This is a genomic window from Bacillus nakamurai, from assembly GCF_001584325.1.
GTDB classification, from domain to species: Bacteria; Bacillota; Bacilli; order Bacillales; family Bacillaceae; genus Bacillus; species Bacillus nakamurai.
Window position 1 is genome coordinate 1 of the sequence record NZ_LSAZ01000001.1, and the last position, 18,778, is coordinate 18,778.

The 18,778-nt window shown below is 46.3% G+C and carries 21 protein-coding genes and 4 pseudogenes; 20 read left to right on the top strand and 5 right to left on the bottom strand.

The features are described 5' to 3' along the window. Window positions 1-278: 278 nt before the first annotated feature. The 7 genes from AXI59_RS00005 to sufB all read left to right on the top strand — a co-directional run bounded on the left by AXI59_RS00005 (window position 279) and on the right by sufB (window position 6,355). On the top strand, window positions 279-650 hold the full coding sequence (locus AXI59_RS00005) for a carboxymuconolactone decarboxylase family protein (protein WP_061527041.1): 372 nt from the start codon (window positions 279-281) through the stop codon (window positions 648-650). Window positions 651-839: 189 nt separating this feature from the next. Further along, a complete protein-coding gene (locus AXI59_RS19910; RefSeq protein WP_167348351.1) occupies window positions 840-992 on the top strand; it encodes a YuzK family famiily protein in 153 nt (50 codons plus the stop codon). 176 nt (window positions 993-1,168) lie between these two features. After that, on the top strand, window positions 1,169-1,954 hold the full coding sequence (gene sufC / locus AXI59_RS00010) for a Fe-S cluster assembly ATPase SufC (RefSeq protein WP_003151872.1): 786 nt from the start codon (window positions 1,169-1,171) through the stop codon (window positions 1,952-1,954). A 17-nt stretch (window positions 1,955-1,971) separates the two neighbouring features. Next, a complete protein-coding gene (gene sufD, locus AXI59_RS00015; RefSeq protein ID WP_061522179.1) occupies window positions 1,972-3,285 on the top strand; it encodes a Fe-S cluster assembly protein SufD in 1,314 nt (437 codons plus the stop codon). Next, window positions 3,285-4,505 (top strand): cysteine desulfurase SufS, encoded by a 1,221-nt coding sequence (sufS, locus tag AXI59_RS00020; RefSeq protein WP_061522180.1) that lies wholly within the window; start codon window positions 3,285-3,287, stop codon window positions 4,503-4,505. The genes sufD and sufS overlap by 1 nt, the downstream gene beginning before the upstream one ends. Continuing rightward, window positions 4,495-4,938, top strand: coding sequence for a Fe-S cluster assembly sulfur transfer protein SufU (sufU, locus tag AXI59_RS00025; RefSeq protein ID WP_061522181.1), 444 nt, complete (start codon window positions 4,495-4,497; stop codon window positions 4,936-4,938). The genes sufS and sufU overlap by 11 nt, the downstream gene beginning before the upstream one ends. A 19-nt stretch (window positions 4,939-4,957) precedes the next feature. Further along, complete coding sequence (gene sufB / locus AXI59_RS00030; protein WP_061522182.1) at window positions 4,958-6,355, top strand: Fe-S cluster assembly protein SufB; 1,398 nt, start codon at window positions 4,958-4,960, stop codon at window positions 6,353-6,355. A 51-nt stretch (window positions 6,356-6,406) separates the two neighbouring features. Here sufB and AXI59_RS00035 read toward each other — a convergent pair whose 3' ends face one another. After that, window positions 6,407-6,868 carry a DUF2691 family protein gene (locus tag AXI59_RS00035; RefSeq protein ID WP_061527042.1) on the bottom strand — a complete coding sequence of 154 codons (462 nt, stop codon included), beginning with the start codon at window positions 6,866-6,868 and terminating at the stop codon, window positions 6,407-6,409. Window positions 6,869-6,941: 73 nt separating this feature from the next. Here AXI59_RS00035 and AXI59_RS00040 point away from each other — a divergent pair, with 73 nt between their 5' ends. Genes AXI59_RS00040 through AXI59_RS00050 form a run of 3 tightly spaced genes read left to right on the top strand, consistent with a single transcriptional unit; the run spans window position 6,942 to window position 9,240 of the window. Then, window positions 6,942-7,622, top strand: a complete 681-nt coding sequence (locus tag AXI59_RS00040) for a class I SAM-dependent methyltransferase (RefSeq protein WP_240491466.1) — start codon at window positions 6,942-6,944, stop codon at window positions 7,620-7,622. A 60-nt stretch (window positions 7,623-7,682) separates the two neighbouring features. After that, entirely contained in the window at window positions 7,683-8,816 is a 1,134-nt protein-coding gene (locus AXI59_RS00045; protein WP_061527043.1) for an NAD(P)/FAD-dependent oxidoreductase, read from the top strand. A 49-nt stretch (window positions 8,817-8,865) separates the two neighbouring features. Then, the gene (locus AXI59_RS00050; protein WP_061527044.1) at window positions 8,866-9,240 is read left to right on the top strand and encodes a nucleotide excision repair endonuclease; all 375 of its coding nucleotides are present in this window, start codon (window positions 8,866-8,868) and stop codon (window positions 9,238-9,240) included. 39 nt (window positions 9,241-9,279) lie between these two features. Here the strand turns inward: AXI59_RS00050 and AXI59_RS00055 are convergent, their stop codons facing one another. Continuing rightward, the gene (locus AXI59_RS00055; RefSeq protein ID WP_061522186.1) at window positions 9,280-9,552 is read right to left on the bottom strand and encodes a DUF1648 domain-containing protein; all 273 of its coding nucleotides are present in this window, start codon (window positions 9,550-9,552) and stop codon (window positions 9,280-9,282) included. A 174-nt stretch (window positions 9,553-9,726) separates the two neighbouring features. Here AXI59_RS00055 and AXI59_RS00060 point away from each other — a divergent pair, with 174 nt between their 5' ends. From AXI59_RS00060 to AXI59_RS00070, 3 genes are read left to right on the top strand one after another with little or no spacing between them, the layout of a single operon-like run. After that, entirely contained in the window at window positions 9,727-10,209 is a 483-nt protein-coding gene (locus AXI59_RS00060) for an SdpA family antimicrobial peptide system protein (protein ID WP_061522299.1), read from the top strand. Beyond that, window positions 10,206-11,150, top strand: a complete 945-nt coding sequence (locus tag AXI59_RS00065) for a sporulation-delaying protein SdpB family protein (RefSeq protein WP_061527045.1) — start codon at window positions 10,206-10,208, stop codon at window positions 11,148-11,150. The genes AXI59_RS00060 and AXI59_RS00065 overlap by 4 nt, the downstream gene beginning before the upstream one ends. Continuing rightward, a complete protein-coding gene (locus tag AXI59_RS00070; RefSeq protein ID WP_240491468.1) occupies window positions 11,143-11,742 on the top strand; it encodes a sporulation delaying protein family toxin in 600 nt (199 codons plus the stop codon). Before AXI59_RS00065 ends, AXI59_RS00070 begins: the two co-directional genes overlap by 8 nt. A gap of 32 nt (window positions 11,743-11,774) precedes the next feature. On the opposite strand, the gene AXI59_RS00075 is transcribed toward AXI59_RS00070, so the two are convergent. Beyond that, a complete protein-coding gene (locus AXI59_RS00075) occupies window positions 11,775-12,701 on the bottom strand; it encodes a MerR family transcriptional regulator (protein ID WP_061522188.1) in 927 nt (308 codons plus the stop codon). A 195-nt stretch (window positions 12,702-12,896) separates the two neighbouring features. On the opposite strand from AXI59_RS00075, the gene AXI59_RS00080 reads away from it, so the two are divergent. The 6 genes and pseudogenes from AXI59_RS00080 to AXI59_RS20110 form a co-directional block, all read left to right on the top strand. Further along, window positions 12,897-13,883 carry an SIS domain-containing protein gene (locus tag AXI59_RS00080; RefSeq protein WP_061527046.1) on the top strand — a complete coding sequence of 329 codons (987 nt, stop codon included), beginning with the start codon at window positions 12,897-12,899 and terminating at the stop codon, window positions 13,881-13,883. 46 nt (window positions 13,884-13,929) lie between these two features. Continuing rightward, a pseudogene (locus tag AXI59_RS18905) lies at window positions 13,930-14,130 on the top strand (ABC transporter substrate-binding protein); the annotation flags it as partial. Continuing rightward, window positions 14,125-14,310: pseudogene (locus tag AXI59_RS19595) on the top strand (ABC transporter substrate-binding protein); the annotation flags it as partial. The pseudogenes AXI59_RS18905 and AXI59_RS19595, both read left to right, overlap by 6 nt. A gap of 33 nt (window positions 14,311-14,343) precedes the next feature. Then, entirely contained in the window at window positions 14,344-15,222 is an 879-nt protein-coding gene (locus AXI59_RS00090) for a carbohydrate ABC transporter permease (protein WP_061527048.1), read from the top strand. A 3-nt stretch (window positions 15,223-15,225) separates the two neighbouring features. After that, window positions 15,226-15,372: pseudogene (locus AXI59_RS20105) on the top strand (carbohydrate ABC transporter permease); the annotation flags it as partial. After that, window positions 15,361-15,576 (top strand): annotated as a pseudogene (locus AXI59_RS20110) (PfkB family carbohydrate kinase); the annotation flags it as partial. The pseudogenes AXI59_RS20105 and AXI59_RS20110, both read left to right, overlap by 12 nt. A 24-nt stretch (window positions 15,577-15,600) precedes the next feature. Here the strand turns inward: AXI59_RS20110 and AXI59_RS00100 are convergent. Then, window positions 15,601-16,329 carry a transcriptional regulator FrlR gene (locus AXI59_RS00100; RefSeq protein WP_061527049.1) on the bottom strand — a complete coding sequence of 243 codons (729 nt, stop codon included), beginning with the start codon at window positions 16,327-16,329 and terminating at the stop codon, window positions 15,601-15,603. A 156-nt stretch (window positions 16,330-16,485) separates the two neighbouring features. On the opposite strand from AXI59_RS00100, the gene AXI59_RS00105 reads away from it, so the two are divergent. Further along, a complete protein-coding gene (locus AXI59_RS00105; RefSeq protein ID WP_061527050.1) occupies window positions 16,486-17,589 on the top strand; it encodes an ABC transporter ATP-binding protein in 1,104 nt (367 codons plus the stop codon). Between the two features lie 81 nt (window positions 17,590-17,670). Here AXI59_RS00105 and AXI59_RS00110 read toward each other — a convergent pair whose 3' ends face one another. Beyond that, window positions 17,671-18,543, bottom strand: a complete 873-nt coding sequence (locus AXI59_RS00110) for an endonuclease I family protein (protein WP_061527051.1) — start codon at window positions 18,541-18,543, stop codon at window positions 17,671-17,673. Window positions 18,544-18,778: the final 235 nt, after the last annotated feature.

The following is an 18,778-nucleotide window of genomic DNA, read 5'->3' on the forward strand; positions in this document are numbered from 1 at the left end:
TTCGAAGGAGATGATCCTCCTCGACAAGTTGGTCGAGAAGAACAAATTCGGCTGCGTTTTGAGAAGAATTTCTTGTGTGAAACATGAGAAAGACACCGTCCTTTTGAAGTCTTTTCTCTATTATAAAATGGAGGAATGGATATTTTAAGGGAAAAATAAAGGCTGTCGAGATTTTCTCGACAGCCTGACCCCGGATGAACAATCCGGGGTTTTTTCGGGTATTAATCGCGGAACTGTCCATAATAAAGAAGAATGTTACCGAATGGAGGGATTATGAGTTGTATCAACACCATAACAACGGCGGGAGCTTACGTGACGCATTAAAACAATATAAAGAGGGCTTAGGTATTTTTGAACAAAAAATGCCGATGATGGGCCGGAAGTTTAATGAATTTACTGAGCAGTGCTTCTCAGCGGATTCTTTGTCAGAAAAGGAAAAACAATTAATCGCTCTTGGCATCAGCATTAACGCCCAAGATGAATTTTGTATGATTTATCATACGAAAGGATGCCTGGACCAAGGGGCGACAGAGGAAAATATCCTTGAAGTCGTAAGCGTCGCGGCAGCCTTCGGCGGAGGGGCCGCTCTCAGCCAGGGCGTAACCCTCGTACAGCAGTGCATTCAGGAATTCGGAAATACCGCGCATTAGAAGGAGCAATCGTTTGATTGTCCTTCTCAGACAGAGCTCGCAGGCCGCATTCGGCATATCCGAAAGTATTCAAGGGCACACTCTCTTTGGCTGCTGCAATGAATCATTGTTACAATGGAAACAAATACTTGAAGGGATTGATTCATTATCTGCAGCCAGGACAGACTGGACCTTGACTATACGTCGGAAATGGAAAAAGCGATGCAGCAGTCATACGGCATCGGCTATGAAGAATACGGACGGCGTCTTTCAAAAAGGATGGAAGTCGAACGGCAGAGGGAGCAGGAATATCAAAAAAGCAAACTCCTCGCAGCGCAGCTTAATGAGAAAATCGGTCTGTAAAAAAGGGTGGGATTCCGCCCTTTTTCTGTTTCTAACAGCTTTAATTACATGAAGATCTTTGATAAACTTTAGGAATGTTCCGGGTAATATAAAAAGTTGTATTTACTTTTCATTTGTTATAAAATTAGAATGAGAATAAATTGAGAATAATGATTATATATTTTGGAGGTATAGATATGGCTGCTTCAACATTAACGATCAAGGATCTTCACGTTGAAATCGAAGGGAAAGAGATTTTAAAAGGTGTAAACCTTGAAATAAAAGGCGGCGAGTTCCATGCTGTCATGGGACCGAACGGTACTGGTAAATCTACGCTTTCAGCTGCGATTATGGGGCACCCTAAATACGAGGTCACAAAAGGAAGCATCACCCTTGACGGCAAAGACGTATTGGAAATGGAAGTGGATGAGCGCGCGCAGGCCGGATTGTTCCTTGCGATGCAATATCCGAGCGAAATCAGCGGTGTGACAAATGCCGACTTCCTTCGTTCAGCGATTAACGCACGCCGTGAAGAGGGCGATGAAATTTCTCTTATGAAATTCATCCGCAAAATGGACGAAAACATGGAATTTTTAGAAATGGACCCTGAAATGGCACAGCGTTATTTGAACGAAGGTTTCTCAGGCGGGGAGAAAAAACGCAATGAAATCCTTCAGCTTATGATGATTGAACCGAAAATCGCCATTCTAGATGAAATCGATTCAGGCCTTGACATCGACGCTCTGAAAGTCGTTTCTAAAGGAATCAATAAAATGCGCAGCGAAAACTTCGGCTGCTTAATGATCACTCACTACCAGCGCCTTCTGAACTATATCACGCCTGATGTCGTTCACGTTATGATGCAGGGCCGCGTAGTCAAATCCGGCGGTGCGGAGCTTGCACAGCGCCTTGAAGCGGAAGGTTATGACTGGATTAAACAAGAACTTGGCATTGAAGACGAAACTGTAGGCCAAGAAGCGTAAGCGTTAGGGGGATTAACATGACATTGGAAACTAAACTATCCGTAGATCAGGACTATGTCAAAGGCTTTTCCGAAAAGCAGCAAGAACCTGCCTGGCTGAAAAACCTGCGCTTACAGGCTCTTGAAAAAGCTGAGGATCTGCCGCTGCCTAAGCCTGACAAAACAAAAATTACGAACTGGAACTTTACAAAGTTCGTCAAGCATACAGTAGAAAACGCGCCGCTTTCTTCTTTAGAAGATTTAGCTGATGAAGCAAAAGCGCTGATCGATATCGAAAACGAAGACAAAACGTTATATGTGCAGCGTGACCAAACGCCGGCCTTCCTTTCTCTGTCTAAAGAGCTGAAAGACAAAGGCGTTATTTTTACGGACATTTTAACGGCTGCGCGTGAGCACAGCGATCTCGTTGAAAAATATTTCATGAAAGACGGCGTAAAAGTCGACGAACACAAACTGACTGCGCTTCACGCCGCGTTAGTGAACGGAGGGGCATTCCTTTATGTTCCTAAAAATGTTCAGGTGGAAACGCCTGTACAGGCTGTTTACGTCCATGAAAGCAATGACACGACGCTGTTTAACCACGTGCTTATCGTCGCTGAAGACCACAGCTCCGTCACTTATGTGGAGAACTACGTCAGCACGGTGAATCCGAAAGAAGCCGTATTCAACATTATCAGTGAAGTCATCACAGGTGATAATGCAAGCGTGACGTACGGTGCGGTTGACAACTTATCTGCAGGTGTCACAACATACGTAAACCGCCGCGGATCTGCACGCGGACGCGACAGCAAAATCGAGTGGGCGCTCGGACTGATGAACGACGGCGACACGATTTCTGAAAACACGACAAATCTCTACGGCGACGGCACTTACGGCGATACGAAAACCGTTGTAGTCGGAAGAGGGGAACAAACGGAAAACTTTACGACGCAAATCATCCACTTCGGTAAGGCTTCAGAGGGCTATATTCTGAAGCACGGAGTTATGAAAGATGCCGCTTCTTCCATTTTTAACGGAATCGGCAAAATTGAGCACGGCGCGTCTAAAGCAAACGCTGAACAAGAATCACGCGTTCTGATGCTCAGTGAAAAAGCACGCGGAGATGCGAACCCGATCCTGTTAATCGATGAAGACGATGTAACTGCAGGGCATGCGGCATCTGTCGGCCGTGTGGACCCGATCCAGCTTTATTACTTAATGAGCCGCGGAATTCCGAAAGAAGAAGCAGAACGCTTAGTCATTTACGGATTCCTTGCGCCGGTGGTAAAAGAGCTTCCGATTGAAGGAGTTAAGAAACAGCTCGTTTCCGTTATCGAAAGGAAAGTTAAATAATGAATATCACTGATATTCGTGAACAGTTCCCGATCCTTCACCAGCAAGTAAACGGACATGACCTCGTGTATCTTGACAGTGCGGCGACTTCCCAGAAGCCGCGCGCTGTTATTGAAGCAGTGGACCAGTATTATAATCATTATAATTCTAATGTCCACAGGGGCGTCCATACTCTTGGAACAAGAGCGACAGACGGCTATGAAGGAGCGCGTGAAAAAGTCCGGAAGTTTATCAATGCGAAGTCAATGGCTGAGATTATTTTCACAAAAGGCACGACAACTTCACTGAATATGGTGGCGCTGAGCTACGCCCGCGCCAACTTAAAACCCGGTGACGAAGTGGTCATCACCCAAATGGAGCATCATGCGAATATCATTCCGTGGCAGCAGGCTGTTAAAGCAACTGGCGCGACTTTAAAATATATCCCGATGCAGGAAGACGGCACGCTTTCGCTAGAGGACGTCCGGCAGACTGTCACAAGCCATACGAAAATTGTGGCGGTCGCTCATGTGTCAAACGTGCTCGGCACGATTAACCCGATTAAAGAGATCGCGAAAATCGCTCATGACAACGGCGCGGTTATCGTAGTTGACGGGGCGCAAAGCACGCCGCACTTGAAAATCGACGTACAGGATTTAGATTGCGACTTCTTCGCGCTTTCTTCCCATAAAATGTGCGGCCCGACGGGAATCGGCGTGCTGTACGGTAAGAAAGAACTGCTTGAGAATATGGAGCCGGCCGAATTTGGCGGCGAAATGATTGACTTTGTAGGACTTTACGAATCAACTTGGAAAGAGCTTCCGTGGAAATTTGAAGCAGGCACGCCGATTATCGCGGGTGCGATCGGATTAGGCGCCGCGATTGACTTTCTTGAAGAAATCGGACTCGACGAGATTTCCCGGCACGAGCACAAACTTGCGGCTTATGCGCTGGATCGCTTCGCACAGCTTGACGGCGTGACGGTGTACGGGCCGAAAGAGCGTGCGGGACTCGTGACATTTAATCTTGAAGATGTCCATCCTCATGATGTCGCGACGGTTCTCGATGCTGAGGGCATTGCAGTCAGAGCGGGCCATCATTGCGCCCAGCCGCTGATGAAATGGCTGGATGTATCTGCTACTGCGAGAGCGAGCTTTTATCTGTATAATACAGAGGAAGAGATTGATAAGCTTGCGGAAGCACTCCAAAAGACAAAGGAGTACTTTACAAATGTCTTTTAATGCAAACTTAGATACATTGTACAGACAAGTGATCATGGATCATTATAAAAATCCGCGCAACAAAGGGGTTTTAGACGACAGTATCGTTGTCGATATGAACAACCCGACTTGCGGCGACCGGATCAGACTGACAATGAAGCTTGACGGCGATATCGTTCAAGAAGCGAAGTTTGAAGGAGAAGGCTGTTCGATCTCCATGGCTTCTGCTTCTATGATGACGCAGGCGATTAAAGGAAAAGATATAGAAACCGCCCTCTCCATGTCTAAGATTTTCTCAGACATGATGCAGGGGAAAGAGTATGATGACTCGATAGATCTCGGGGATATTGAAGCTCTTCAAGGCGTCTCAAAATTCCCGGCCCGGATTAAATGTGCCACCCTTTCATGGAAAGCACTTGAAAAAGGAGTCGCTGGCGAAAAAGGCGGCAATTAAAAGATTGGAGTGAAAATGGATGGCTAAAAAAATGCCTGAAATTGGTGAATACAAGTATGGTTTTCACGACAAGGACGTTTCCATTTTCCGTTCAGAGCGCGGATTGACAAAAGAAATCGTAGAAGAAATTTCTCGCATGAAAGAAGAGCCTCAATGGATGCTTGATTTCCGCCTGAAATCTCTTGAGCATTTCTATAACATGCCGATGCCTCAATGGGGCGGGGATTTAAACTCTTTGAACTTTGACGAAATTACGTATTACGTAAAACCGTCTGAGCGCTCAGAGCGTTCTTGGGATGAAGTGCCTGAGGAAATTAAACAGACATTTGACAAACTCGGAATTCCTGAAGCTGAGCAAAAATACCTTGCCGGTGTTTCTGCACAGTATGAATCAGAGGTTGTTTACCATAACATGAAAGAAGATCTTGAAGCACAGGGCATCGTTTTTAAAGACACGGACAGCGCGCTCAAAGAAAATGAAGATATTTTCCGCGAGCACTGGGCGAAGGTCATCCCGCCGACTGACAATAAGTTTGCGGCGTTGAACTCAGCAGTGTGGTCCGGCGGTTCTTTCATCTACGTGCCGAAAGGCGTAAAAGTGGAAACTCCGCTTCAAGCATACTTCCGCATCAACTCTGAAAACATGGGCCAATTCGAACGCACATTGATCATCGTTGACGAGGAAGCAAGCGTTCATTACGTAGAGGGCTGTACGGCTCCTGTGTACACAACAAACTCGCTTCACAGCGCGGTTGTTGAAATCATCGTCAAAAAAGGCGGCTACTGCCGTTATACGACGATCCAAAACTGGGCGAACAACGTTTTCAACCTTGTAACGAAACGTACGGTTTGTGAAGAAAACGCAACGATGGAATGGGTGGACGGAAACATCGGCTCTAAGCTGACAATGAAATACCCGGCTGTCATCCTTAAAGGTGAAGGCGCGCGCGGTATGACGCTTTCTATCGCTCTTGCGGGTAAAGGGCAGCATCAGGACGCGGGTGCGAAAATGATTCACCTTGCGCCGAATACGTCATCCACGATCGTATCAAAATCGATTTCAAAACAAGGCGGAAAAGTAACGTACCGCGGTATCGTCCACTTCGGACGCAAAGCGGAAGGCGCCCGCTCTAACATCGAGTGCGATACGCTCATTATGGATAACAAATCAACATCAGATACGATTCCTTACAATGAAATCTTAAACGACAACATTTCATTAGAGCACGAAGCGAAAGTGTCAAAAGTATCTGAAGAACAGCTTTTCTACTTGATGAGCCGCGGTATTTCTGAAGAAGAAGCGACAGAAATGATCGTAATGGGCTTCATCGAGCCATTCACAAAAGAGCTGCCGATGGAATACGCAGTTGAAATGAACCGTTTGATTAAGTTCGAAATGGAAGGTTCTATCGGTTAATGAGAAAAGGACGCGGCTGAAAAATGCCGCGTCCTTTTTGTTATTTGCATTTTATACGAACAGTCCCGTTCTCGTGTCATTCTCATCAGTGATATACGCCACGTCCGTAAACCCGCACTGTTTCGCATGTTCATAAAGCAATTCCAGCATGTGTTTATCCTTGCAATACAAAGTGGCATAAGAGCAGTCAGCAATTAAAAGCACAAGCTCGCAGGGACTCTTTATAAAATCCTCGTAAGTATGAATTTCTGAAAATCGCCCTTTTGGAAAAGCCTTCAAATCAGCAAAAATCATATAATAATGATGAGTCTCCAGCTTTTTTTTCAATTCAATTCCTTCAATGACCTGTTGATTTTCAGGGAAGAGGTCTTCATCTAATTGGCCGCTGTCAGTGATATAAGCCTCACCGTTACCAATGAACCAGGTAAAAGCGGAAGCAGGAAACGGTTTTAATATGTGTGCCGCAAAATTGCCATATTCATTAGGGATTTCAAACGTAATGCCTCGTTTCAAATGACCGCCTCTCTTTTCTTTATGATTGTCATGATATGGTATAATAGCTGGATAAAAAATGAAAGGGCTGAACATGATGACAACACGATATGGCATCGACGCACCGTATACAGCATTCGGTTTTGTACTTCTTGCGCTTATGTATGCTGCCGGCACTTGGCTTGGCTTCATTCCTCCTTTTTGGGGCTGGCTGACGGGTGCTTTGTTTTTGCTGCTCGGCTTGTGGATGCTGTTTTATTCAACGGTCATTAAAATATCGCATCGTCATCGGCTTCTTAAGCTTTCCGTATTACAGCCGGGACAGAAGGTGCTTGATGTCGGGACAGGGCGGGGGCTTTTGGCGATTGCCGCGGCTCAGAAAGGGGCGGCTGTCTCAGCGATCGACAAGTGGTCGGGCTGGGATCTTGGCGGGAACGGGAGAGAAGCATTTGAAATAAACAGGCGAGCTGAAGGTGCGCCGGAGATTGATCTATGTGACGGATTGGCACAAGACATGCCGTTTTCAGACAACACGTTTGACCTTGTCATTTCTCATTTCGTCGTCCATAACATTTCAGGCAAAAAGGAGCGGGAGCGCGCCATTTCTGAAATGGTGAGAGTGCTGAAGCCCGAAGGCACACTGGCTGTCTCAGATATCAAATACATATCCCAATACAGAGAGCTTCTTGAGAAAAAAGGCTTTCAGACACGAACTTATTCTTTTTATTATACATTTCCGTTTTCTAAAATAATCATTGCGAATCGGCCTGAATAGGAACGGTGCGCTTGATTTGTTAAAATAAATAAGACAAAACAGATAGAAAAGGTGTTATACATGAAGTCATATATCATCATCGGAGCCGGCATTCTCGGTGCATCAGCGGCTTACCATCTCGCAAAAGCAGGAGCTGAGGTAACGGTTATTGACCGGAACGAGCCGGGACAAGCGACTGACGCAGCTGCGGGAATCGTGTGTCCGTGGCTGTCACAGCGCCGCAATAAGGCGTGGTATGCGATTGCAAAGGGCGGGGCCCGTTATTATGATCAATTAATCAAACAGCTTGAAGCTGACGGAGAAACCGCAACCGGATACAAAAAAGTCGGAGCCGTCAGTCTGCATACTGATGAGCGAAAGCTTGATCAGATGGAGGAAAGAGCCTATAACAGAAGAGAGGACGCTCCAGAAATCGGGGACATTACAAGATTATCTCCGGCAGAAACGAAAGCCTTATTTCCCCCGCTGTCGGATGACTACGGAGCGGTCCATATCAGCGGCGCCGCCCGGGTAAACGGGAGGGCGCTTCGTGAGGCGCTGATGAACGCTGCGGTCAAACACGGCGCGTCTGTTCATAATGAAGATGCATCATTGCTGTCAGATCATCATACCGTCATCGGCGTGAAAACCGCCGAACGCACGCTGTACGCCGATCAGGTCATCGTCACGGCCGGCGCGTGGGCGAAGGAGCTGCTTGAGCCGCTCGGCATCAGCTTTTCAGTATCATATCAAAAAGCGCAAATCGTTCATTTGGAGCTTCCGGGAGAGGAAACAGGCAGCTGGCCCGTCGTCATGCCGCCGAACGACCAGTACATTCTCGCATTTGAAAACGGCCGGATTGTGGCCGGCGCCACTCATGAAAATGATGCCGGCATGGATTTGCGGGTAACGGCAGGCGGTCTCCGCGAGATTTTTGATAAAGCATTGACCGTGGCACCTGGACTTTCAAACGGCACGATGCTTGAGGCAAGGGTCGGGTTCAGGCCGTTTACGCCCGGATTTCTCCCTGTCATCGGCACGCTGCCGAATGTCAGCGGCCTTCTGATTGCCAATGGGCTCGGTGCTTCAGGGTTGACGAGCGGACCGTATCTCGGGGCCGAATTGGCGAAACTCGCGCTCGGGCAGCAGACGGAAATTGATCTGAGCCTCTACGATCCGGCCGGCGCGCTTGAAGGAAAGAATAGCTTTTCGTGACTTCTTATGTTACGATGGAGCTTTAATGAATAAGAGGACGTGACCCATTTTGATAAAAATAAACCTACCTGCTCCTGATGTAACCATTACAGAACGGCAGCAGTCACCGTCGGAAAATGAACCGGCGATTAAAGCGATTTACGGCTTCATTGATTTTCACCAAATTCCGAGAGACAAAGGCGGCATATTTATGTTTTATAACATTCATGATGAGCTGCTGTTTGTCGGGAAAGCCCGGAAATTAAGACAAAGAATCAAAAAGCATTTTGAAGACACTGTGTCGCCTGTTAAAAATCACAGAGACGAAGTGTATAAAATTCAAGTATGTGTCGTAAATGATCCGATGGAAAGGGATATTTACGAAACGTACGCGATCAATACCCTTCAGTCGAAATACAACATTGAGAAAGTATTTTATAAATAAGCAAAACCGGAGCCTTTTAAGCTCCGGTTTTATTTATGCTTACAGTGCCAGCCACATCACCGCAATGTGGACGACCAGAAGGCAATAGACGACAAGGAAAAACTGGACATATTGTTTTCTGATAAACATACAAACGATCATCAGCACGGGAAAAACCAGCACGCCGATCGTCTTATTAATCGCAATGTTGGGGCGATTCGCAACATCGTAATGAATGGCCATATCAGCAGGAAGAAACGGATAGAAAACAATCGACAGAATAAATGCCAGAACCACCGTTCCCCACAGCACTTTATCATTCATCAAAAACATATGAACACTCCTTTATTTTACATATAATAGTATATTAGTCCAAAAAATCCAATTTCTCAATATTTTACATGACAGATAGTGTATAATCATGTCAAATGAAATTTCCATATTTAAGGAGGGTTTCAATTGGCTGACATGAATCAAAACAAAGTGTTCTCATTCTTTTTTATTGTCATGGCCGCCTGGATGATCGTTTTGTTTTTTACGGTCATTGCAGCGCTTCCAAGCTCCGCCATCCAGTTAACCAAACATCAATCAAAAACCATTTCAATGATTTACCCGCAGAGCTGGGGGTTTTTCAGTAAGGACCCGAGAGAAGACAGCTTAAATATATACCCTCTCACCCCCGGCGAGAAGCTCAGATGGCCGAATAACTCGCTGAAAAATGTGATCGGCTTAAATCGGTACGGACGGACTCAGGGAATAGAACTCGGCCTTATGCTGGAAAAACTGCCGCCCAAAGAAAAATGGAAGGATTACACGGCAGGCCAAGATATTAAGAATACCACATTTTTGAAAGTGAAAAATGAGTCCCCATCCCCAACACTGAAAGGGAAAATGATTATTACATATGAACGGATTACCCCATGGGCATGGAGCAAACATACCAAAACCAAACGAACCATTAAAAAATTCATTGGAGTGGATGTCAATTGATGCAGGATGCAAAAAAACAGCTCACCTCATGGATCATGGAGAACCCGCCTTGGACAAATGTGTACGGGCTTGCCAGAAGCTTAATCGCGCTTGGCACTTTATTAACACTGCTGTTCAATCCGGCGTCTGTTTTCTTTAAAACACAAAATCAAGTGCTCGACTTTTCCAATACCTTCAGCCTGTTTTTGCTGTTTCCCGATTTTCAGCACATCGAGATCATCAAGGCGGTTTGTGTTTGTATTTTAGTCCTCGTTGTGATTGGCTGGCGTCCGCGTCTGACAGGTTTTTTCCACTGGTGGATCTCGTACAGCTTTCAAAACTCCGCCGTTACCCTTGACGGAGGAGATCAGATTGCCGCCGTTTTTACGCTGCTGCTGCTTCCGCTGACATTAACCGACCCGAGAAAATGGCACTGGGCCCCGTATGAAGAGTCCTATGCCGAAAGAAGGCTAGAGCCTTATTACCGATCTTTATGCTGGGCGACGCTGACGGTGATCAGAATTCAGGTCGCGATGCTGTATTTTAATTCCGTTGTCGCCAAGCTGATGGAAGAAGAGTGGCAAAACGGAACTGCCGTTTATTATTATCTGAACGATCCGATGCTCGGGCTGCCTGATGCGCTGCACGGCCTGTTTGATTTCATGCTGCAGTCCAAGCTCGTCATGATACCGACTTGGGGCACGCTCATTGTGCAAACCATTATGTTCTGCGCCTTGTTTGCTCCGAAAAAGTATTGGCGCCTGGTTTTATTTATTTCAATCTTTATGCACGAAATATTTGCTGTCATGCTGGGGCTTACTTCTTTTTCTATCACGGTGTCTGGTATTTTAGTTCTATTTTTGATTCCGGCAGAAAAAACAGTAGCTTGGAACCATTTCACCAAGCCATTTTTTAGATACAATTTTCTCAATAAAAGGAATAGGAGGAAATTATTTGGATAATCTAAAAGGGAACAAAAAGTCAATTGTAGCAATGATCATGGTGTTTGCCTTAATGGTTGCATTAGTAGGTCCGCAAGTATCAGCTAAAACCAATCCATCCGTCAGTTACTCCGGGGAAGAGATTTTTTCCGGAATCTTTTTCGGACAAGGTGAAGTCGCAAAGCTTCTCCCAGAGGTATGGGATTCCAAAGCCGTTCAAAAAATCGATCAGGATGAATTAAAACAAGTCTCAGACCAGGTCATCGCTGATATTAAAAATGCTTCTCCCACTTATTTTAAAGAATTAAAAACAGCGGTTTACAGCGGTGACTACGAGCAAGTAAACAGCATGATTGAAAAAGGTTCAGCGATTATGGCGAAAGTGCTCAAAGCGGAATTTGACAAAAACAGCTTTGACAAAGGAAAATCAACAGCCATCGGCCAATGCGCGACAGCTGTATGGGTATTTTTAAACGCGGCAGCCGCCATTGAAACGATTGCTTTGGCCGTAGCGGCCATTATTTTGACAGTGGCGAGCGTTGATGATGACTCTGATTTAGGAAAAGAGCAGCTCATCGCCAATGTTGTTGACAGAATTAATGCGCAGCACTAAAGCTCACGGGAGAAACGCTAAGGAAACGTGCCTTAGCGTTTTTTCAATTGCAGCGCCTGTTTTAAATACGCTTTTGAATCAAAACCGAGCGCCTCGTCCGCTTCTTTTTTGATTTCAAGCTGATATTGCACATACGTGTCATATTTCGGGCTCAGTTTCTGGAGGAGATTGCTGAAAGGCGACCCTTCCTTCAGCGCCGGTAAATCAGAAGCTGATTCCCCGAGTTTGATGAGGCTTTCTCTGTATTCTTCATCTGTCTGCACTCTCTTCACAAGCTGGATAAGGATGTTTTTATGGGTTTCCCAAGTTGCGGGATCTTTCTTCAATATCAGCTCAATAAATTGGTCGTGCTGGGCTTTGTATTGCTGAAGCTGTGCCGGATCCTCCTGTCCGAGCAGCTGCATCATCGGATGTGCCGCCGGGACTTCTTCCATATCATCCAATACTTTGATCAGCTCTGCCCAATTCTCTTTTTTCTCATCTGTATCAATGGCAAAGTCAAAGAATGGTTCGAACAGCGTCGCGATAAATTCTCCGAACTCTCCCGGGAACAGCTTTTTCAGCTGAAATCCCATATACTTCGGCTCATCGATTTTAACTTCTCCGATATCATGTAAAATGGAATCGACATTTTCTGTATTCTTCACGCGTTTCATCAGCATCTCCGTTAATTTCCGTTCCTGCTCCAGCTCTTCAATTTGCAGGCTGAGCTTTTGATGCTGCTGCTGTAAAATATCATGTAAGCTGCTGCCTTCTAATAAGAATGCTTTAATGTCGCTGACAGACAGCGCCAGCATTCTGAGAGCAGCAATCATTTTCAGCGTATTGACATCCTGATCCGAGTATTCCCGGTAGCCGTTGTCAGGATTTTTGCTGACCGTAATCAGCCCTTCCTGTTCATAATATTTGATGGCTTTTTTCGTGAGACCCGTCTGGCGGGCTGCTTCTTTTATATTCATTTTTGTATCACTCCTTGCTACCCATTCTAAACGTGTCTCTAAGGGTCAGGTCAAGAGAGTGAGGGAAATTAAACCGGGCCTATGTCGCCTATTATATTTTAGAAATTTCAGAAAATAATATTGATAACACTCCTGTTATGCGATTAATATAACGTTATATAACGTTATATAATAAAATACTGAGGAGTGAAGGATTTGAGTCAAACTGCCGCAAAAGTGAATCAACAGGTTCAGGCTTTCTTGCAAGATCTGAAAGGAAAAACGATTGATCATGTCTTTTTTGTCGCATGCGGAGGTTCTTCTGCCATTATGCACCCGAGCAAGTATGTGTTTGACAGAGAGGCGAAAGCAATCAGTTCCGATCTCTACAGCTCGAATGAATTTATTCAGCGCAATCCCGTGCAGCTCGGAGAAAACTCCCTCGTTATTTTGTGCTCGCATTCAGGCAACACGCCGGAAACGGTAAAAGCCGCCGGGTTTGCAAGAAAAAAAGGCGCGCTGACAATTGCTCTGACCTTTGAGCCTGACTCCCCGTTAGCGAAAGAAGCTCAATATGCCGCCGTATACGATTGGGGCGAAGAAGCCTTGGCGATGAATACAAACTACGGCGTCCTTTACCAAATTGTCTTCGGCGCTTTAAACGTATTGGAAAGCCATGCTGCGTTTGAGCAGGCGATCGACGGGCTTGATAAGCTGCAGGCTGTGTATGATAAAGCGCTTGAACAGGAAGCGGACAATGCAAAGGCGTTTGCGAAAGCCCACGAAAAAGAAGACATCATTTATACAATGGCAAGCGGTGCAAACTACGGCGTCGCTTACTCCTACAGCATCTGCATTCTGATGGAAATGCAATGGATTCACTCCCACGCCATTCATGCCGGAGAATATTTTCACGGACCGTTCGAAATCATTGATGAATCCGTTCCGTTTATTATTCTGCTTGGCTTAGATGAAACAAGGCCCCTTGAAGAGCGGGCGCTTTCCTTCTCAAAAAAATACGGCAAAAAACTGACTGTTCTTGATGCCGGAACATATGATTTTTCCGGAATTGATGATTCGGTAAAAGGTTATCTTGCTCCCCTTGTGTTAAACAGGGAGCTGAGAAGTTATGCGGATGCTTTGGCCGATGCAAGAAATCATCCGTTAAGCCAGAGACGATATATGTGGAAAGTCGAATATTAAAAACGCGGATTATATTACACCGGACTATATATAACATTATAGTCCGGTGATAAAGGAGGAAAAGCGTCTGAAAAAGCTCATCTGCCTGTTCGTTCTGTTATCCGTATTTCTGTTCATTGCTGCCGGCTGTTCAAGCCAAAGCAGTTCCTCAGACGGGAAAGTGACCTTGAAGTTTTTCCACAGGTGGCCGAAAGAGCCGGAAAAAAGCTACTTTGAAGAGGCGGTTAAGGAATTTGAAGCCGCTGCCGTACAGGATATCACAAGCGCTGAATCAATGGTGCCATGGTTTGATATGGATGTTGATGTTGAAATAGCGGATGTGTATGCCGCAAGCGTCCAGCAGATGCTTGGGGGCACGATGACGCCGCAGCAGGTGATGAAGGCGGTGCAGAAAGCTGCGCAGCAAGTCAAAGCGTCTGCTGAATAGAAAAGGCTCTTTTGTTAAAGGAGATGAATGTCCTTGGTCAACCAAAATCGATTCATTCCGTATTTGTTTCTCGCGCCGGCCCTGATTTTTTTACTTTTCGTTTACGTTCCGATTATTGAGAATGTGTTTCTCAGCTTGTTTGAATGGAGCTCGTTTAATCCTGAAAAAACGTTTATCGGATTGAAAAACTATATCGAGCTGTTTCATGACCCCGTGTTTTTCAAAGCACTCGGCAACAATGTGCTGTACGCGGTGATTTCGATTATCTGCCAAGTGTGCGGCGGATTAATTTTGGCGGCTGTGCTGGAAGACAGACTGGTGAGAAAATGGTCGCCGTTTTTCCGTACGGTATTTTTTCTCCCCGTCGTCATCTCCATGACTGTCATCGCTTTGCTGTTTGATTTTATTTATAACCCGGAGATCGGGCTCTTGAATCAGCTGTTGGAGGCGGTCGGTCTTGATGAGCTGACACGGGCCTGGCTCGGCGATGAAAACACCGCCATGCTGTCTGTCATTTTTGTTTCTCAATGGCAGTCTGTCGGTTATATCGCCATGTTATATATTGTAGCCATTCAAAAGATACCGGATGAATTGTACGAATCGGCACAGCTGGACGGCGCGGGCAAGGTGCAGCAGTTTTTTCACATTACGGTGCCGCAGACGAAGGAAATGTCGTTTGTTGCCGTGGTGATGACGCTGACCGGGGCGTTTACCGTGTTTAACGAGCCGTATATTTTGACAGGCGGCGGGCCGGGAAATGCTTCTGAAGTGCTGAGCACGTTTTTATATAAGAGCGCCTTTACAAAAGATATGATGGGATACGCCTCTGCGATCGCGACCGTGGTGCTTTTGCTTACACTTGCTTTGTCGCTCATACAAATGAAGTTTTTTAAAACTGGAAAGGAGGAGTAGCCGATGCTTCCTGAAAAGACGGGCTCATACAGAATGGAACCGGATCTGAATCAAACGCCGGCCGTCAAAACAGCTGTAAAACGGAGAAAATGGTATATCGGGGAAACGTCTGTATGGCTGTTTCTCTTTATCTATTTGATTGCCGTCGCTGATATAATAGATACATTGGGTGCGGGAGATTCTTTTATCGCCGGATTTCTTACCGGCTTTTTCGAGCATCAGGATATTCGCCATGCGCTTGAGGAGGCCGCGCGGACGGCTGCGAAAACGTGCGGGGTATTCGGGGCGTTCGGATACGGTCATCCATACAGGCCTGACGGCGGCAAAAGCAGTGAAAAAACGAGAATACTATAAGCAGTGTCTCGTTTTTTATGCCTGTTACGTGTAAGGACTGTTAATGGTAAATGTGACGCGGTCGGTATGCATTAAAAACAGCGAGCTGTAAATCGGCTGGTCTTTTGACATAAAAGCGGTTTTGTCAATTTCAAAAAGCGCATCCCCGATATCACAAGCCAAATACCGGCTTTCTTCCTGTTTGGCATACACGACATTCAACAGCTTCGTGTTATGGGTGGGGACGACCTGATAGTGCTGTTTCATAATATCATGCATGGATACGCCGTCACTGATGAACGTGTCGATATCGGGAAACAAATGAAGCGGATAGTGGGCGATTTCAAATGAGAGCGGCTGGTCGTCGTGAAATAAAATGCGTTTTAATTCAAGGACGGGGCTCTCAGGTGCGACGTTCAGCTTTTGAGCGATGGGTTTGGGCGCTTCGATGATTTCGTGGGAAAGGACCTGATGTTTCGGTTTTTTTCCTGTCGATTCCATAAATTCTGAGTAGCCGTTAACCGCGATCAGTTCCCGTTTTAGTTTAGGGCTTTTCACGAACGTTCCTTTTCCCTGCTGCCGAATGAGCCAGCCTTCTTCAACCAGGTCGAGGATGGCCTTTCTGACGGTTATCCGGCTGACATTGTACGTCTCACAAAGCTCGTTTTCAGTCGGCAGTTTGACGGAAGGGGAATAAATGCCCTTTTTAATGTCATCCGCAATAATTTGTTTCAGCTGAATATATAAAGGTTTTGAACTCCCGTTATTTAACAATAGGGCGGACCTCCTTATTTCATGTATTATTTATATTATATGTATTATGACGTTATAATACAAATTTGCTTTTATATTATGAATCTGGCAGAAACCCCGATTATTTTAAAAATAACAGAAAGCTGAGGCGGTTTCCAGTATTGGAGGAGGTTTCTAATGGCATCATTAACATTTGATCATATCAAAAAAACATATGGCTCTCAGTCACTGACAGTGAAGGATTTTCATTTAGATGTAAAGGATCAGGAGCTTTTGGTACTTGTCGGTCCTTCAGGCTGCGGCAAATCTACGACACTCAGAATGATCGCTGGGCTTGAGAGCATTTCAGAGGGGCAGCTTTATATCGGCGGTGATTTGGTGAATCATCTGCCGCCAAAGGATCGCGACATTGCAATGGTATTTCAGAATTACGCGCTGTACCCGCATATGACGGTATTTGATAATATGGCGTTCGGGCTCAAGCTTAGAAAAATGCCGAAAAAAGAGATTACAGAGCGTGTACGGGCTGCCGCCGATATTTTGGAAATCGGGCATTTGCTGAAGCGGAAGCCGAAGGCCCTCTCAGGCGGGCAGCGGCAGAGGGTCGCACTCGGCCGGTCTATCGTGCGTGAGCCGAAGGTTTTTTTAATGGACGAGCCGCTTTCCAACTTAGACGCGAAATTGCGTGTGACGATGCGCGCTGAAATCAGCAAGCTCCATCAGCGGCTGAAGGCGACCATCATTTATGTGACGCATGATCAGACAGAAGCGATGACGATGGGTGACCGAATTGTCGTGATGAATGAAGGAGACATTCAGCAGGCGGCAAGCCCCCGCGATATATATCACTATCCGGCGAATATGTTTGTGGCAGGATTTATCGGCTCGCCGGCGATAAATTTTATGAAGGGCGTGATTGAGGAAAAGCAGGGAGAGCTGTTTTTTGCCAACCCGTCTGTTCGTTTGCTTATTCCGAAAGAAAAAGCCGTCATGCTTAAGCAAAAAGGATATAACGGTCAGCAGATGATGCTGGGGCTGCGTCCGGAGCATATGGCACTCGCAAATTCTAACAAGACGTTTGGATCAGTGTGCCGGGCCGTTGCGGAGGTGTGCGAAAACTTAGGCGCGGAAATGCATGTTCATGCAGCTGCGGGAGAGGAACGGCTGACCGTCCGCCTTGATGGAGGCACGCAAGTCAGGACTGGCGATGTCATTCAGCTTGCCGTCAATATGGACCGGGCCATCTTTTTTGATGCTGAAACCGAGGAAGCCGTCTATTAAAAAAGGGAGCCTGATTGCCGGGGCTCCCTTTACATTTTTCATATGTTCAGTCAGAAAAAAGAGCCGGGGCCTCGTTCATCTTTACTGCCAAATCTCATCCGCCCATTCCGGATGGTCAATAAACGGGTTGCGGTTATGCTGGTAGTCTTCATAAATGACGTCATTTCTCCGTTTTTCCGTGCTGTCGACAGGGTCTTGTTTATTCCATTTGAGCAAAACGGACAGTTTCCCCATGTACGGAGCGGAGCCGTTTCCCGTTTTCTCATTCAGCTCAAGGTCTGGATATCCGTCATCTCCTTCATAACGCACCGCCATGTAAAAAAGCATGCGTGCGACGTCTCCCTTAACCTCATTCCGCGGCTCCCACGAATCGCCGTCATAGTAATTGCCCGGCGCTTTAGGGTATTCCGTGCCGCCGTTATCAAAATCCATGTTGCCCCTGGCGCTGTTCACCTGGACATCTGCCGGACGCAAATGATGAATATCCGTGCCGGGGCCTGCCGCGGTTCCGAAGTTTCCGTGTGACTTTGCCCACACGTGTTCGCGGTTCCAGTCGCCCACACTGCCTCCGTTTTTACTTTTCGCCCGTGATTCCTGTGTATAGAGCAAGATGACATTGTTCGGGTTTGCCGGGTCTTCATCAGTTTCCTTTAACGCATCCCACACTTGGCTGTAAGACAGCTTTGTATGACCGCTGATGATGCGGTGCAGGGCGCTTTTTAAGGCTGTCTCGCTTTTTCCCGAAGCTTCCTTGTAATACGTGTCTGTATCCGCCGAAGGAGCGAAGGAAGCCGAAGCGGACTGCGGTAAAACGTGTGTGCCGCCGGCAGTTGAAACCGCCAATCGGCTGTACAGGTTTATTTCGGTTGGCGCGCCTGCAGAGGCAGACGGCGCAACCCATCCGGAAATCAATAATAAACAGACGAGCGGCAGCATCCAATATTTTTTTGTCATTACTTGCCCTCCTTTCCCTCTATTATCCAAAAAATAAAGCTCAAATTCTATCTTTTTCGAAAAATGGTTCCTTTGAATCGGCACCCACCAGACTTTCGGCTTATGGGCGGGGAGAGGCAGAGTTTGGATAGTGTGTCTAAAAAACAAAAGATTTTTTAGATGAAATGATAATGAACTCAGCATGCGCTCCCTCTATAATGAAGGTCACCGTGACAGTCTGCCGGAATGAAAGGGA